The sequence below is a fragment of the Streptomyces sp. NPDC054834 genome, from assembly GCF_053611185.1.
This window is the reverse complement of the sequence record NZ_JBSGZV010000009.1, coordinates 151,369-167,380: the sequence shown is the minus strand read 5'-3', so window position 1 is coordinate 167,380 and position 16,012 is coordinate 151,369. Positions and strand designations below refer to the sequence as shown.

14 protein-coding genes are annotated in these 16,012 nt (G+C 70.9%); all 14 read left to right on the top strand.

The window, feature by feature from the left end:
- The first annotated feature begins 6 nt into the window (after positions 1 to 6).
- The 14 genes from ACWGJM_RS15330 to ACWGJM_RS15265 all read left to right on the top strand — a co-directional run bounded on the left by ACWGJM_RS15330 (position 7) and on the right by ACWGJM_RS15265 (position 15,953).
- Complete coding sequence (locus ACWGJM_RS15330; protein ID WP_453412251.1) at positions 7 to 879, top strand: glycosyltransferase family 2 protein; 873 nt, start codon at positions 7 to 9, stop codon at positions 877 to 879.
- 49 nt (positions 880 to 928) lie between these two features.
- Positions 929 to 1,858, top strand: coding sequence for an ABC transporter permease (locus ACWGJM_RS15325; RefSeq protein ID WP_453412147.1), 930 nt, complete (start codon positions 929 to 931; stop codon positions 1,856 to 1,858).
- Complete coding sequence (locus ACWGJM_RS15320) at positions 1,851 to 2,639, top strand: ABC transporter ATP-binding protein (RefSeq protein WP_453412146.1); 789 nt, start codon at positions 1,851 to 1,853, stop codon at positions 2,637 to 2,639. Before ACWGJM_RS15325 ends, ACWGJM_RS15320 begins: the two co-directional genes overlap by 8 nt.
- Positions 2,640 to 2,999: 360 nt before the next feature.
- Positions 3,000 to 3,896 (top strand): squalene synthase HpnC, encoded by an 897-nt coding sequence (gene hpnC / locus ACWGJM_RS15315; protein WP_453412145.1) that lies wholly within the window; start codon positions 3,000 to 3,002, stop codon positions 3,894 to 3,896.
- Positions 3,893 to 4,855, top strand: coding sequence for a presqualene diphosphate synthase HpnD (gene hpnD, locus ACWGJM_RS15310; protein ID WP_453412144.1), 963 nt, complete (start codon positions 3,893 to 3,895; stop codon positions 4,853 to 4,855). Before hpnC ends, hpnD begins: the two co-directional genes overlap by 4 nt.
- Positions 4,855 to 4,995 carry a DUF6380 family protein gene (locus ACWGJM_RS15305; protein ID WP_453412143.1) on the top strand — a complete coding sequence of 47 codons (141 nt, stop codon included), beginning with the start codon at positions 4,855 to 4,857 and terminating at the stop codon, positions 4,993 to 4,995. The genes hpnD and ACWGJM_RS15305 overlap by 1 nt, the downstream gene beginning before the upstream one ends.
- Positions 4,950 to 6,428, top strand: a complete 1,479-nt coding sequence (gene hpnE, locus ACWGJM_RS15300; protein ID WP_453412250.1) for a hydroxysqualene dehydroxylase HpnE — start codon at positions 4,950 to 4,952, stop codon at positions 6,426 to 6,428. The genes ACWGJM_RS15305 and hpnE overlap by 46 nt, the downstream gene beginning before the upstream one ends.
- 68 nt (positions 6,429 to 6,496) lie before the next feature.
- Complete coding sequence (locus tag ACWGJM_RS15295; protein WP_453412249.1) at positions 6,497 to 7,561, top strand: polyprenyl synthetase family protein; 1,065 nt, start codon at positions 6,497 to 6,499, stop codon at positions 7,559 to 7,561.
- Positions 7,562 to 7,690: 129 nt separating this feature from the next.
- Positions 7,691 to 9,760: a squalene--hopene cyclase gene (gene shc / locus ACWGJM_RS15290; RefSeq protein ID WP_453412142.1), complete on the top strand. Its 2,070-nt coding sequence runs from the start codon at positions 7,691 to 7,693 to the stop codon at positions 9,758 to 9,760.
- Positions 9,760 to 10,413: a phosphorylase family protein gene (locus ACWGJM_RS15285; RefSeq protein WP_453412141.1), complete on the top strand. Its 654-nt coding sequence runs from the start codon at positions 9,760 to 9,762 to the stop codon at positions 10,411 to 10,413. The genes shc and ACWGJM_RS15285 overlap by 1 nt, the downstream gene beginning before the upstream one ends.
- A 5-nt stretch (positions 10,414 to 10,418) precedes the next feature.
- The gene (gene hpnH, locus ACWGJM_RS15280) at positions 10,419 to 11,441 is read left to right on the top strand and encodes an adenosyl-hopene transferase HpnH (protein WP_453412140.1); all 1,023 of its coding nucleotides are present in this window, start codon (positions 10,419 to 10,421) and stop codon (positions 11,439 to 11,441) included.
- A 4-nt stretch (positions 11,442 to 11,445) separates the two neighbouring features.
- Entirely contained in the window at positions 11,446 to 12,561 is a 1,116-nt protein-coding gene (gene ispG / locus ACWGJM_RS15275) for a flavodoxin-dependent (E)-4-hydroxy-3-methylbut-2-enyl-diphosphate synthase (protein ID WP_453412139.1), read from the top strand.
- A gap of 36 nt (positions 12,562 to 12,597) precedes the next feature.
- A complete protein-coding gene (gene dxs / locus ACWGJM_RS15270) occupies positions 12,598 to 14,571 on the top strand; it encodes a 1-deoxy-D-xylulose-5-phosphate synthase (protein WP_453412138.1) in 1,974 nt (657 codons plus the stop codon).
- Positions 14,568 to 15,953 (top strand): aspartate aminotransferase family protein, encoded by a 1,386-nt coding sequence (locus tag ACWGJM_RS15265; protein ID WP_453412137.1) that lies wholly within the window; start codon positions 14,568 to 14,570, stop codon positions 15,951 to 15,953. Before dxs ends, ACWGJM_RS15265 begins: the two co-directional genes overlap by 4 nt.
- The last annotated feature ends 59 nt before the right edge of the window (positions 15,954 to 16,012 follow it).

Sequence of the window (16,012 nt, the reverse complement as noted above, 5' to 3'; positions counted from 1 at the left end):
ACGGCCATGCGTGTCGGCGCGGTGATCATCACCATGGGCAACCGCCCCGACGAACTGCGCGCCCTGCTCGACTCGGTCGCCAAGCAGGACGGCGACCGGGTCGAGGTGGTCGTCGTCGGCAACGGCTCGCCCGTCCCGGACGTCCCCGAGGGCGTACGGACCATCGAGCTGCCCGAGAACCTCGGCATCCCCGGTGGCCGCAACGTCGGCATAGAGGCCTTCGGGCCCGGCGGCCGCGATGTCGACATATTGCTCTTCCTCGACGACGACGGGCTGCTCGCCGGCCACGACACCGCCGAGCTGTGCCGGCAGGCCTTCACCGCCGACCCGAAGCTCGGCATCGTCAGCTTCCGCATCGCCGACCCCGACACCGGCGTCACCCAGCGCCGCCACGTGCCGCGGCTGCGGGCCTCCGACCCCATGCGCTCCTCCCGGGTCACCACCTTCCTCGGCGGCGCCAACGCCGTCCGTACCCGGGTCTTCGCCGAAGTCGGCGGGCTCCCGGACGAATTCTTCTACGCCCACGAGGAAACCGACCTGGCATGGCGGGCCCTCGACGCGGGCTGGATGATCGACTACCGGTCCGACATGGTGCTGTACCACCCGACGACCGCGCCCTCGCGGCACGCGGTCTACCACCGCATGGTCGCCCGCAACCGGGTCTGGCTCGCCCGCCGGAACCTCCCCGCTCTCCTGGTCCCGGTCTACCTCGGGGTCTGGATGCTGCTCACCCTGCTGCGCCGCCCCTCCCGCCCGGCCCTGAAGGCCTGGTTCGGCGGGTTCAAGGAGGGCTGGACCACTCCGTGCGGCCCCCGCCGGCCGATGAGGTGGCGCACCGTGTGGCGACTCACGCGACTGGGTCGCCCCCCGGTGATCTGACAAGCTCGACGAAGTACTCGAAGCACTCGAAGACGAAAGTTTCCAACCCGTGAGTGAGACAACGCACGACGGCGGCATCGCGGTGAGCGCGGCCCCGTCGCCCGACGAGGGACTGACGGCGGCACGGCTCGCCGCCACGTACGGGTTGACCGTCAGCGGCGCCCGGCCCTCGCTCGTCGAGTACGTCCGTCAGCTGTGGGGGCGGCGGCACTTCATCCTCGCCTTCTCCCAGGCGAAGCTGACCGCCCAGTACAGCCAGGCCAAGCTCGGCCAGCTCTGGCAGGTGGCCACGCCGCTGCTCAACGCGGCCGTGTACTACTTCATCTTCGGCCTGATCCTGCACGCCAGCCGGGGCATGTCCCAGGACGTGTACATCCCGTTCCTGGTCACCGGCGTCTTCGTCTTCACCTTCACCCAGAGCTCGCTCATGTCCGGTGTACGGGCGATCTCCGGCAACCTGGGACTGGTGCGCGCCCTGCACTTCCCGCGTGCCTCGCTGCCCGTCTCCTTCGCGTTGCAGCAGCTCCAGCAGCTGCTGTTCTCGATGCTCGTGCTGTTCGTCGTGGCGATCGGCTTCGGCAGCTACCCGGGCCTGTCCTGGCTGCTGATCGTGCCGGTACTGGCGCTCCAGTTCCTGTTCAACACCGGGCTCGCGCTGATCGTGGCCCGCATGGGTGCCAAGACGCCCGACCTGGCCCAGCTGATGCCGTTCGTCCTGCGCACGTGGATGTACGCATCCGGCGTCATGTTCTCGATCAACAAGATGCTCGAGGGGCGTCCCGAGTGGATCGCCCGGGTGCTCCAGGTGAACCCGGCCGCCGTCTACATGGACCTCATGCGCTTCGCCCTGATCGACGGCTACGGCGCCTCGAACCTGCCGCCGCACGTGTGGGCCATCGCCCTGTTCTGGGCCGTGGTCGTCTTCGCCGGCGGCTTCGTGTACTTCTGGAAGGCGGAGGAGAGGTACGGCCGTGGCTGACCAGCACACCGAGGAGCTCCTGCCCACCGTCATCGCGGACGACCTGCACATCGTCTACCGCGTCAACGGCGCCAAGACCGGAAAGGGCAGCGCAACCGCGGCCCTGAGCCGCATCCTCAAGCGAGGCTCCGACGACGCGGCGCGGGGTGTGCGCAAGGTGCACGCCGTGCGCGGGGTCTCCTTCGTCGCCTACCGGGGCGAGGCCATCGGACTGATCGGCTCCAACGGCTCCGGCAAGTCCACCCTGCTGCGGGCCATCGCCGGCCTGCTGCCGGCCGAGAAGGGCAAGGTCTACACCGACGGCCAGCCCTCCCTGCTCGGCGTCAATGCCGCCCTGATGAACGACCTCACCGGCGAGCGGAACATCATCCTGGGCGGTCTCGCCATGGGCATGTCGCGGGAGGAGATCAAGGAGCGCTACCAGGAGATCGTCGACTTCTCCGGCATCAACGAGAAGGGCGACTTCATCACCCTGCCGATGCGCACCTACTCCTCCGGCATGGCCGCCCGCCTGCGCTTCTCCATCGCCGCCGCCAAGGACCACGACGTCCTCATGATCGACGAGGCCCTGGCCACCGGTGACCGCAAGTTCCAGAAGCGCTCCGAGGAACGCATCCGGGAACTGCGCAAGGAAGCCGGAACCGTGTTCCTGGTGAGTCACAACAACAAGTCCATCCGCGACACCTGCAACCGCGTCCTGTGGCTGGAGCGCGGCGAGTTGCGCATGGACGGCCCCACCGAAGAGGTCCTCAAGGAGTACGAGAAGTTCACGGGCAAGTGACCACATTCGGCCAGGGCCCCGCCGGAACCTTTCCGGTGGGGCCCCGCGTCTGCAAAGGAAACGTCAACTCCTGCTGGCGTTAGGAATCTTGACGCCAATCGGTGTGTTGTTGTGATGCGCAGGACACCCCGAGGGTCCTCGCTGCGTTGTACAACGTAAGCTGTACCGGTCCCGGAAAGCGGCAAGTGGGGCGATAATACGCGACACCCTCCGCCAGGGCCGCCCCACGGAGGGCCGGGCGGCGTGTCCGAAATAGTGAGTATTGGGTCGGCGGTGTAGAACGGGAGATGTGACGGCAATGGCTACGGAAACTCCCCAGCTCAACGCAGCACGTGCCGTCCCCGCCACGGGCGGAGCACGGTGACGGGAACCGACACGGCGCGCGAGACGGAGCGCGCCACACTCGACAAGGCCGCGGGCGAGAACTTCCCCGTGGCGCCGTTCTTCCTGCCCCGCGCCTGGCGCGACGACCTCATGGCCGTCTACGGCTTCGCCCGCCTGGTCGACGACATCGGCGACGGCGACCTCGCCCCCGGCGGCGCCGACGCCCGGCTGCTCGGCGTGTCGGCCACCGAGGCCGAGGACCGCCTCGTCCTCCTCGACGCCTTCGAGACCGACCTGCGCCGGGTCTTCGACGCCACCCCGTACCACCCCCTGCTGCGCCGCCTCCAGCCGACCGTGCGCCGCCGCTCCCTCACCCCCGAGCCGTTCCTCGGCCTGATCGCCGCCAACCGCCAGGACCAGCTCGTCACCCGCTACGAGACCTACGACGACCTGCTCGCCTACTGCGAACTGTCCGCCAACCCCGTCGGCCGTCTCGTGCTGGCCGTCACCGGCACCGCCACCCCCGAGCGGATCCGGCTGTCCGACCGGATCTGCACCGCTCTCCAGATCGTGGAACACCTCCAGGACGTCGCCGAGGACCTCGGCCGCGACCGGATCTATCTGCCCGCCGAGGACCTGAAACGCTTTCACGTCCAGCAGGCGGATCTCGCCATGACGACCGCGGGCGCACCGGTGCGCGCACTGGTTGCGTACGAAGCGGAACGCGCCCGCGATCTCCTGAATGAAGGCGCCCCTCTGGTGGGTAGCGTCCACGGCAGGCTGAGGCTGCTGCTCGCGGGGTTCGTGGCGGGGGGAAGGGCGGCGATCCACGCGATCGCCGCCGCCGAATACGACGTACTTCCCGGCCCGCCCAAGCCCGGCAAAGCTCAGCTGCTGCGTGAGGTGGGCTCGATTCTGCGAGGAGAGGGGTGATCCGGACCGTGGAGTCTGTGCCGCACGTGTCCGCACCGGTACTCGCCGCCTACCGCTACTGCGAGGCCGTCACCGGGCAGCAGGCCCGGAACTTCGCGTACGGCATCAGGCTGCTGCCCACGCCCAAGCGCCGCGCGATGTCGGCGCTGTACGCGTTCTCCCGGCGCGTCGACGACATCGGCGACGGCGCGCTGGCGGACGACGTCAAGACCGAACGCCTCCAGGACACCCGGGCGCTGCTCACCCGGATCCGCGAGGGCACGGTCGCCGAGGACCACACCGACCCGGTCGCGGTCGCCCTCGCCCACGCCGCCGAGGCCTTCCCGATCCCGCTCGGCGGGCTCGACGAACTCATCGACGGCGTCCAGATGGACGTGCGCGGCGAGACCTACGAGACCTGGGACGACCTCAAGGTGTACTGCCGTTGCGTGGCCGGCGCCATCGGCCGCCTCTCGCTGGGCGTGTTCGGTACGGAACCGGGGGCGCGCGGCGCCGAACGCGCACCCGAGTACGCCGACACGCTCGGGCTCGCCCTTCAGCTCACCAACATCCTCCGGGACATCCGCGAGGACGCCGAGGGCGGCCGCACCTACCTGCCCGCCGACGACCTCGCCAAATTCGGCTGCTCCGCGGGCCTGGACGGGCCGACGCCGCCGGAGGGCTCCGACTTCCCGGGCCTCGTGCACTTCGAAGTGCGGCGGGCCCGGGCCCTTTTCGCCGAGGGCTACCGGCTGCTGCCCATGCTCGACCGGCGCAGCGGCGCCTGTGTCGCCGCCATGGCCGGCATCTACCGCCGGCTGCTCGACCGCATCGAGCGCGAGCCGGAGGCCGTGCTGCGCGGCCGGGTCTCGCTGCCCGGACGCGAGAAGGCGTACGTCGCCGTGCGCGGCCTGTCCGGGCTCGACACCCGGCACGTGACCCGCCACAGCTCCCGGCGGACCGTCAGGAGGCGCGCCTGATGGACCCCCTGGGTGCGGGGGACTCCACCCCCGGCATGCGGCACGCAACCCTCCGCCGCGGCGCGGCGTCCCTGACTGCGACGGTCCGCGGTGCATCGTTCCGTCAGCACGGCGGGCCTGCACAGGAGGGCGCACGATGACCGACGGCACGCGGTCCGACCGACCGCCGGCTGACCACCATGCCGCCCCGGGCAGGGCCGGGCGCACCGCCGTGGTGGTCGGCGGCGGGCTGGCCGGTGTCACCGCGGCGCTCGCGCTCGCCGACGCGGGCGTCCATGTGACCCTGCTCGAAGGCAGGCCGAGACTGGGCGGACTCGCCTTCTCCTTCCGGCGCGGCGAGCTGACCGTCGACAACGGACAGCACGTGTACCTGCGTTGTTGCACCGCCTACCGCTGGTTCCTCGACCGTATCGAGGGGGCGGCGCTGGCACCGTTGCAGGATCGTCTCGACGTGCCCGTTCTCGACGTCGCACGGCCCGAGGGCCGGCGGCTCGGCAGGCTGCGGCGCGACGCGCTGCCCGTACCCCTGCACCTGGGCCGGAGCCTCGCCACGTATCCGCACCTCTCGCTCGCCGAGCGGGCCGCGGTCGGGCGTGCCGCGCTCGCGCTCAAGGGGCTCGACCTCGCCGATCCGACCCTGGACGCAACTGACTTCGGCAGCTGGCTGGCCGCTCACGGCCAGTCGGCGCGTGCCGTCGAGGCCCTGTGGGACCTGGTCGGGGTCGCCACTCTCAACGCGGTCGCGGGCGACGCCTCGCTGGGGCTCGCCGCGATGGTGTTCAAGACCGGTCTGCTGTCCGACCCGGGTGCGGCCGACATCGGCTGGGCCCGAGTGCCGCTGGGCGAACTGCACGACCGTCTCGCCCGCAAGGCGCTCGACTCCGCGGGCGTGCGTACCGAGGTCCGTTCACGCGTCACCTCCGTCTCTACCAACGAAAACGGGAGCTGGAACGTTCAGGTTCCCGGCGAGACGCTCCAGACGGACGCGGTGGTGCTCGCCGTACCGCAGCGCGAGGCGCACGACCTGCTGCCGCCCGGTGCCCTCGACGCCCCCGAGCGGCTGCTCGGGATCGGCACCGCCCCGATCCTCAACGTCCACGTCGTCTACGACCGCAAGGTGCTCGCCAGGCCCTTCTTCGCCGCCCTGGGCACACCCGTGCAGTGGGTCTTCGACCGCACGGAGGCGTCCGGCCTCGGCGAGGGCCAGTACCTCGCCCTGTCCCAGTCGGCCGCGCAGGACGAGATCGACGCACCGGTCGCCGCGCTGCGCGAGCGCTATCTGCCCGAACTCCAGCGGCTGCTGCCCCGCGCGCGCGGCGCCGAGGTGAGGGACTTCTTCGTCACCAGGGAGCGCACGGCGACCTTCGCTCCCGTCCCCGGCGTCGGGCGCCTCAGGCCCGGCGCCCGCACCAAGGCCCCCGGTCTCTACCTGGCCGGAGCGTGGACCGCCACGGGGTGGCCCGCGACCATGGAGAGTGCGGTCCGCAGTGGGGTGAGCGCGGCCGACGCCGCGCTGAGCGCCCTGGGCCGGCCCCGTCCCCGCCACCTCTTCGAGCTCGAGGAGGCGGCGTGACGCCCGACCGGCACGCGGCAGGCCACCGCACCTCCGGCACCGTAACAAGAGGAGTAACTGTGCCCACTGTGCCCCCGGCCGACAAGGCCGCTCGAGAGACCGCGGTGGACGTGGCCGCGCTCCTGGAGCGCGGCCGGACGCTGGCCACACCGGTGCTGCGGGCGGCCGTCGACCGGCTCGCGCCCCCCATGGACACCGTCGCCGCCTACCACTTCGGGTGGATCGACGCGGCGGGCAACCCGGCCGACGGCGACGGCGGCAAGGCCGTGCGTCCCGCCCTCGCCGTACTCTCCGCCGAGGTCACCGGCGCCGCGCCCGAGACCGGCATCCCCGGCGCGGTCGCCGTCGAACTGGTCCACAACTTCTCGCTGCTGCACGACGACCTGATGGACGGCGACGAACAGCGCCGGCACCGCGACACCGTGTGGAAGGTGCACGGCCCCGCCCAGGCCATCCTCGTCGGCGACGCCCTGTTCGCGCTGGCCAACGAGGTCCTCCTGGAGCTCGGCACGGTCGAGGCGGGCCGTGCCACGCGCCGGCTGACCACCGCCACCCGGGCCCTGATCGACGGTCAGGCGCAGGACATCTCCTACGAGCACCGCGACCGCGTCAGCGTCGAGGAGTGCCTGGAGATGGAGGGCAACAAGACCGGCGCCCTGCTGGCCTGCGCCTCCTCCATCGGCGCGGTGCTCGGCGGCGCCGACGAGCGCACCGCCGACACCCTGGAGAAGTACGGCTACCACCTCGGCCTCGCCTTCCAGGCCGTCGACGACATCCTCGGCATCTGGGGCGATCCGGAGGCCACCGGCAAGCAGACCTGGAGCGACCTGCGCCAGCGCAAGAAGTCCCTGCCGGTCGTGGCCGCGCTCGCGGCGGGCGGAGAAGCCTCCGAGCGGCTCGGCGAGATCCTCGCCGCCGACGCCAAGAGCAGCGACTTCGAGAACTTCTCCGAGGAGGAGTTCGCGGCCCGCGCCGCCCTCATCGAGAAGGCCGGGGGCCGCGACTGGACGGCCGAGGAGGCGCGCCGTCAGCACACCATCGCCATCGAGGCCCTCGACGCCGTCGGCATGCCGGACCGCGTCCGGGCCGCGTTCACGGCGCTCGCCGACTTCGTCGTCGTACGAAAGAGATGATCATTATCGGTCGAACAGCCCTCGCGTAGTCGCCGGCCGGTGCGGCGTGGCATTGCGTACCGCACCCGCGCACCGGCCGACGGCGGACCCACAGCAGCACGACTAGCACGACTGCACGAAGGGGAAGCCATGACAGCGACGACCGACGGAAGCACCGGGGCCACACTGCCGCCCCGCGCTGCCGCGGCCAGCGAAACCGACATCACCACTCCCGTGGCGGCCGGGGTGCACGACGCCGCCGCACGCGCCGCCCGGCGCGCCACCGACTTCCTGCTCTCCCGGCAGGACACCGAGGGCTGGTGGAAGGGCGACCTCGAGACCAATGTGACGATGGACGCCGAGGACCTGCTGCTGCGTCAGTTCCTGGGCATCCGGGACGAGGCGACCACCACCGCCGCCGCGCTCTTCATCCGGGGCGAGCAGCGCGAGGACGGCACCTGGGCCACCTTCTACGGCGGCCCCGGCGAACTCTCCGCCACCATCGAGGCCTACGTCGCGCTCCGCCTGGCCGGCGACGAGCCGGACGCCCCCCACATGCGCAGGGCCTCGGCGTGGATCCGCGAGCGGGGCGGCATCGCCGCCGCCCGGGTCTTCACCCGGATCTGGCTGGCCCTGTTCGGCTGGTGGAAGTGGGAGGACCTGCCCGAACTGCCGCCGGAGCTCATCTACTTCCCGAAGTGGTTCCCGCTCAACATCTACGACTTCGGCTGCTGGGCCCGGCAGACGATCGTGCCGCTGACCGTCGTCTCCGCCAAGCGCCCGGTGCGTCCGGCGCCCTTCCCGCTCGACGAGCTGCACACCGACCCGGCGCACCCCAACCCGGCCAAGCCGCTCGCTCCGGCGGCGAGCTGGGACGGCGCGTTCCAGCGTCTGGACAAGGCGCTGCACCGGCTGCGCAAGGTCGCCCCGCGCCGGCTGCGCCGGGCCGCCATGAACTCCGCCGCCCGCTGGATCATCGAACGGCAGGAGAACGACGGCTGCTGGGGCGGCATCCAGCCGCCCGCCGTGTACTCGGTCATCGCGCTGTACCTGCTGGGCTACGACCTCCAGCACCCCGTGATGCGCGCGGGCCTGGAGTCGCTGGACCGTTTCGCCGTGTGGCGCGAGGACGGGGCCCGGATGATCGAGGCCTGCCAGTCGCCGGTGTGGGACACCTGCCTGGCCACCATCGCCCTCGCCGACGCGGGCCTGCCCGCCGACCACCCGGCGCTCGTCAAGGCCGCCGACTGGATGCTGGGCGAGCAGGTCGTGCGGCCCGGAGACTGGTCGGTCCGGCGGCCCGGACTTCCGCCGGGCGGCTGGGCGTTCGAGTTCCACAACGACAACTACCCCGACATCGACGACACCGCCGAGGTCGCCCTCGCCCTGCGCCGGGTGAGGCACCACGACCCGGAGCGGGTGGACAACGCGATCGGGCGCGGTGTGCGCTGGAACCTCGGCATGCAGTCGAAGAACGGCGCGTGGGGCGCCTTCGACGCCGACAACACCAGCCCGTTCCCCAACCGGCTGCCCTTCTGCGACTTCGGCGAGGTCATCGACCCGCCGTCCGCGGACGTCACCGCGCACGTCGTCGAGATGCTCGCGGTCGAGGGCCTCGCCCACGACCCGCGCACCCGGCGCGGCATCCAGTGGCTGCTCGCCGAACAGGAGCCGGACGGCTCGTGGTTCGGGCGCTGGGGCGTCAACTACGTCTACGGCACGGGGTCGGTGGTGCCCGCCCTCACCGCGGCCGGCCTCCCCGGTTCGCACCCCGCGATCCGCCGGGCGGTGTCCTGGCTGGAGTCGGTGCAGAACGACGACGGCGGCTGGGGCGAGGACCTGCGCTCCTACAAGTACGTCAGGCAATGGAGCGGCCGGGGCGCCTCCACCGCCTCCCAGACGGCGTGGGCGCTGATGGCACTGCTCGCGGCGGGGGAAGGGGACTCCAAGGCCGTGGAACGCGGCGTCCAGTGGCTCGCGGACACCCAGCGGGAGGACGGCTCCTGGGACGAGCCGTACTTCACCGGCACCGGCTTCCCCTGGGACTTCTCCATCAACTACCACCTCTACCGGCAGGTCTTCCCGCTCACCGCGCTCGGCCGCTACCTGAACGGCGAGCCGTTCACCGAGAAGCCCCCTCGGCAGCCGGCCGAGCGGCCCGTCCCGGAGCTCGTCGCGCAGTCCGCCGACAAGCCCCTCGCCGAGGCCGAGGGGAGCTGATGAGCGCGCACCCTGCCCCGCGTCCGCTGCTGATCGCCTGCGCGCTCGGCATCGAACGCCTCGCCCTGCGCAGGCGGGCCCGTGAACCGAACAAGCACAGTGCGGGCGGGCCGGTGACCGTCCTGCGTACGGGCATGGGGCCCAAGGCGGCGGAACGGTCCGTCACCCGGCTGCTGGCCGACCCGGGGTCCGCCGGGGCCGCGGTCCTGGCCTCCGGCTTCTGCGCCGGGCTGGCTCCCGGCATGCACCCCGGCGACCTGGTCGTCGCCGAGGAGACCCGGGACCCGCGCGGGAGCGTCGGTTGCGTCGGCACCGACCTGCTCGTCGAGGAACTCGCGCGCATCCTGCCCGGGCGCACCGTCCACACCGGCCCGCTCACCGGCTCCGACCACGTCGTCCGTGGTCAGGAGCGGGCCGATCTGCTCTCGACCGGCGCGATCGCGGTCGACATGGAGTCGGCGGCCACACTCCTGAGCGCCGTCCGCGCGGGCGAGCGCCCGGTTGCGGCCGTCCGGGTGGTCGTGGACGCTCCAGAACATGAACTCGTCCGGATCGGCACGGTGCGCGGTGGAATATCGGCTTTCCGTGTTCTTCGTTCCGTCCTTCCCGCTTTCCACGAATGGCACCGTTCTTTGCTGCTCCCCCGGAGGTGAGCCAGATGGCCATGCCGCTGCGTCAGTCCATCAAGGTCGCTACATACCTGGCCGAACAGAAACTCCGTAAGCGGGACAAGTTCCCGCTCATCGTGGAGCTGGAGCCCCTCTTCGCCTGCAACCTCAAATGCGAGGGCTGCGGAAAGATCCAGCACCCGGCCGGGGTGCTCAAGCAGCGCATGCCGGTGGCGCAGGCCGTGGGGGCGGTGCTCGAATCCGGCGCGCCCATGGTCTCCATCGCCGGTGGCGAACCTTTGATGCACCCTCAGATCGACGAGATCGTGCGTCAGCTGGTGGCGAAGCGGAAGTACGTCTTCCTGTGCACCAACGCCTTGCTGCTGCGCAAGAAGATGGACAACTTCAAGCCCTCTCCCTACTTCGCGTTCGCGGTGCACATCGACGGGCTGCGGGAGCGGCACGACGAGTCGGTCGCGAAGGAGGGCGTGTTCGACGAGGCGGTGGAGGCCATCAAGGAGGCCAAGCGGCGCGGCTTCCGGGTGACCACCAACTCGACCTTCTTCAACACGGACACCCCGCAGACGATCATCGAGGTGCTCAACTTCCTCAACGACGACCTCAAGGTCGACGAGATGATGATCTCGCCCGCCTACGCCTACGAGAAGGCGCCCGACCAGGAGCACTTCCTCGGCGTGGAGCAGACCCGCGAGCTGTTCAAGAAGGCCTTCGCGGGCGGCAACCGGCGCCGCTGGCGGCTCAACCACTCCCCGCTGTTCCTCGACTTCCTCGAGGGCAAGGTCGACTTCCCGTGCACCGCCTGGGCGATCCCGAACTACTCGCTCTTCGGCTGGCAGCGGCCCTGCTATCTGATGAGCGACGGGTACGTGCCGACGTACCGGGAACTCATCGAGGACACCGACTGGGACAAGTACGGCCGCGGCAAGGACCCGCGCTGCGCCAACTGCATGGCGCACTGCGGTTACGAGCCCACCGCCGTGCTGGCCACCATGGGTTCTCTCAAGGAGTCCCTGCGCGCCATGCGCGAGACGGTCTCCGGGAACCGGGAGTGACGTCGTGACCGCCGTCCCCTTGGGCGTTCCCGAGGTACCGGCCCGGCCGGTGGCGCCGCGGCGTGAGTCGCGGCGGCTCCAGGTCGGACCGGTGGCGGTCGGGGGCGGGGCCCCGGTGTCGGTGCAGTCGATGACGACGACCCGTACGTCCGATGTCGGGGCCACGCTCCAGCAGATCGCGGAACTGACCGCGTCCGGCTGCCAGATCGTGCGGGTCGCCTGCCCGACGCAGGACGACGCGGACGCGCTCGCGACGATCGCCCGCAAGTCCCAGATCCCGGTCATCGCCGACATCCACTTCCAGCCGAAGTACGTGTTCGCGGCGATCGAGGCGGGCTGTGCGGCGGTCCGGGTGAACCCCGGCAACATCAAGCAGTTCGACGACAAGGTCAGGGAGATCGCGAAGGCGGCCAAGGACCACGGGACGCCGATCCGCATCGGCGTCAACGCCGGCTCCCTCGACCGGCGGCTGCTCCAGAAGTACGGCAAGGCGACCCCGGAGGCGCTGGTGGAGTCGGCGCTGTGGGAGGCGTCCCTCTTCGAGGAGCACGACTTCCGGGACATCAAGATCTCCGTCAAGCACAACGACCCGGTCGTCATGATCGAGGCCTACCGGCAGCTCGCCGCGCAGTGCGACTACCCCCTCCACCTGGGCGTCACCGAGGCCGGTCCGGCCTTCCAGGGCACCATCAAGTCGGCCGTCGCCTTCGGCGCGCTGCTCAGCAGGGGGATCGGTGACACGATCCGGGTGTCGCTGAGCGCCCCGCCCGTGGAGGAGGTCAAGGTCGGCATCCAGATCCTGGAGTCGCTGGGCCTCAGGCAGCGCCGGCTGGAGATCGTCTCCTGCCCGTCCTGCGGCCGCGCCCAGGTCGACGTCTACAAGCTCGCCGACGAGGTCACGGCCGGCCTGGAGGGCATGGAGGTCCCGCTGCGCGTCGCGGTGATGGGCTGCGTCGTCAACGGCCCCGGCGAGGCCCGCGAGGCCGACCTCGGCGTCGCCTCCGGCAACGGCAAGGGCCAGATCTTCGTCAAGGGCGAGGTCATCAAGACCGTCCCCGAGTCCAAGATCGTAGAGACCCTCATCGAAGAGGCCTTGAAGCTCGCCGAGCAGACGAAGTGAGTCCGAAGCCAGGCACTGACCTAGAGGGGGCCCGACGTGACGATTCTGGAGACCATCCGGCAACCACGCGACCTGAAGGCGCTGTCCGAGGCGGAACTCGGTGAACTGTCCGAAGAGATACGCGAGTTCCTGGTGCACGCGGTGGCCCGCACCGGCGGGCACCTCGGACCCAACCTGGGCGTGGTGGAACTCACCGTCGCGCTCCACCGGGTCTTCGAGTCGCCGGTCGACCGCATCCTCTGGGACACCGGACACCAGAGCTATGTGCACAAGCTGCTGACCGGCCGTCAGGACTTCTCCAAGCTGCGCGGCAAAGGCGGCCTGTCCGGCTATCCCTCGCGCGAGGAGTCAGAACACGACGTCATCGAGAACAGCCACGCCTCCACCGCACTGGGCTGGGCCGACGGACTCGCCAAGGCCCACCAGGTGCAGGGCGAGAAGGGGCACGTCGTCGCGGTCATCGGCGACGGCGCGCTGACCGGCGGCATGGCCTGGGAGGCGCTGAACAACATCGCGGCCGCCAAGGACCGGCCGCTGATCATCGTCGTCAACGACAACGAGCGCTCCTACGCGCCCACCATCGGCGGCCTCGCCAACCACCTGGCCACCCTGCGCACCACCGACGGCTACGAGAAGGTCCTGGCCTGGGGCAAGGACGTACTGCTGCGCACCCCGGTGGTCGGCAACACCCTCTACGAGTCCCTGCACGGCGCGAAGAAGGGGTTCAAGGACGCCTTCGCCCCGCAGGGCATGTTCGAGGACCTGGGCCTGAAGTACCTCGGCCCGATCGACGGCCACGACATCGGGGCCGTCGAGTCCGCGCTGCGCCGGGCCAAACGCTTCCACGGGCCCGTCCTGGTGCACTGCCTCACCGAGAAGGGGCGCGGCTACGAACCCGCCCTCGCCCACGAGGAGGACCACTTCCACACCGTCGGCGTGATGGACCCGCTGACCTGCGCCCCGCTCGTGCCGGCCGGCGGCCCGTCGTGGACCTCGGTCTTCGGGGACGAGATCGTGCGGATCGGCGAGGAGCGGGAGGACGTCGTGGCGATCACGGCGGCCATGCTCCACCCGGTGGGCCTCGGCAAGTTCGCCGAGCGCTTCCCGGACCGGGTGTGGGACGTGGGCATCGCCGAGCAGCACGCGGCCGTGTCGGCGGCGGGCCTGGCCACCGGGGGCCTGCACCCGGTCGTCGCCGTGTACGCCACGTTCCTCAACCGTGCCTTCGACCAGCTGCTGATGGACGTGGCGCTGCACCGCTGCGGGGTCACCTTCGTCCTGGACCGGGCCGGTGTCACCGGCTCCGACGGGCCCTCCCACAACGGCATGTGGGACATGTCGGTCCTCCAGGTGGTCCCCGGCCTCAGAATCGCCGCGCCGCGCGACGCCGAGCAGCTGCGCGCCCAGCTGCGCGAGGCCGTCGCCGTCGACGACGCGCCCACCCTGGTCCGCTTCCCGAAGGAGACCGTCGGCCCCGAGATCCCGGCCGTCGGCCACGTCGGCGGCATGGACGTGCTGCACCGCGCCGGACACCCCGAGGTGCTCCTGGTCGCCGTCGGTGTCATGGCACCGGTGTGCCTCCAGGCGGCCGAGCTGCTGGAGGCCCGGGGCCTCGGGTGCACGGTGGTCGACCCCCGCTGGGTCAAGCCCGTCGACCCGGCGCTGCCCGGGCTCGCCGCCGAGCACCGTCTGGTGGCCGTCGTGGAGGACAACAGCCGCGCGGCCGGTGTCGGCGCCGCCGTGGCGCTGGCCCTCGGCGACGCCGACGTGGACGTTCCCGTACGGCGGTTCGGCATCCCCGAGCAGTTCCTCGCGCACGCCAAGCGCGGCGAGGTGCTCGCCGACATCGGGCTGACGCCGGTCGAGGTGGCCGGACGGATCGGCGCGAGCCTGGCCGTCAAGGAAGCCGCCGGACCGGGCCCGAAGAAGGCGGACAGGGCGGATAGGGCTGACAAGACGGAGAAGGCCGAGAAACTGGAGAACGCCGAGAAACAGGAGAAGGCTGAATGACCACGGAGTTCGACCTCGGCGCACTCCTGGCCGAGCGCGGAGCCGAGCGCTACGAGCTGCACGCCAGGTACCTCAACCACCAGCTGCCGCGCATGCTGCACACCATCGGCTTCGACAAGATCTACGAGCGGGCCGAGGGCGCCTACTTCTGGGACACGGACGGCGACGACTACCTCGACATGCTCGCCGGGTTCGGGGTGATGGGCCTCGGCCGCCACCACCCCGTCGTCCGCAAGGCGCTGCACGACGTGCTCGACGCCTCCCTCGCGGACCTCACCCGTTTCGACTGCCAGCCGCTGCCCGGCCTGCTGGCCGAGAAGCTCCTCGCCCACAGTCCGCATCTGGAGCGGGTGTTCTTCGGCAACAGCGGCACCGAGGCGGTGGAGACCGCCCTGAAGTTCGCCCGGTACGCCACCGGCAGACCCAGGATCCTGTACTGCGACCACGCCTTCCACGGCCTGACCACCGGCTCCCTGTCGGTCAACGGCGAGGACGGCTTCCGGGACGGCTTCGCCCCGCTGCTGCCCGACACGGCCGTACCCCTCGGCGATCTGGACGCTCTGGCCGGGGAGCTGAAGAAGGGTGACGTCGCCGCCCTGATCGTCGAGCCGATCCAGGGCAAGGGCGTGCACGAGGCCCCGCCCGGCTATCTGCGCGCGGCCCAGGAGCTGCTGCACAAGCACAAGGCCCTGCTCATCGCAGACGAGGTGCAGACCGGTCTCGGCCGCACCGGCGACTTCTACGCCTACCAGCACGAGGACGGTGTCGAGCCGGACCTGGTGTGCGTGGCCAAGGCCCTGTCCGGGGGGTACGTCCCGGTCGGCGCGACCCTCGGCAAGGAGTGGATCTTCAAGAAGGTCTACTCGTCCATGGACCGGGTGCTGGTCCACTCGGCGAGCTTCGGCTCCAACGCGCAGGCCATGGCGGCCGGCCTCGCCGTGCTGTCGGTCATGGAGAACGAGCAGATCGTCGCGAACGCCCGCGCGACCGGCGAGCAGCTGAAGTCCCGGCTCGCCGCGCTGACCGGCAAGTACGAGCTGCTCGCCGACGTCCGCGGCCGGGGCCTGATGATCGGCATCGAGTTCGGCAGGCCCAGCTCGCTGAAGCTGCGCAGCCGCTGGACCATGCTCCAGGCCGCCCGCAGGGGCCTGTTCGCGCAGATGGTGGTCGTCCCGCTGCTCCAGCGGCACCGGATCCTCACCCAGGTCTCCGGCGACCACCTGGAGGTGATCAAGCTGATCCCGCCGCTGGTCATCGGCGAGCGGGAGGTGGACCGGTTCGTCGACGCCTTCACCGCCGTGATGGACGACGCGCACAGCGGCGGCGGCCTGATGTGGGACTTCGGCAAGACACTGATCAAGCAGGCGGTGGCCAACCGCTGAAGCCGCGCGGTCCTTGCCGTCTCGGCGTCTTTGCCTCTGAGGCAAAAATTTTGCCAATA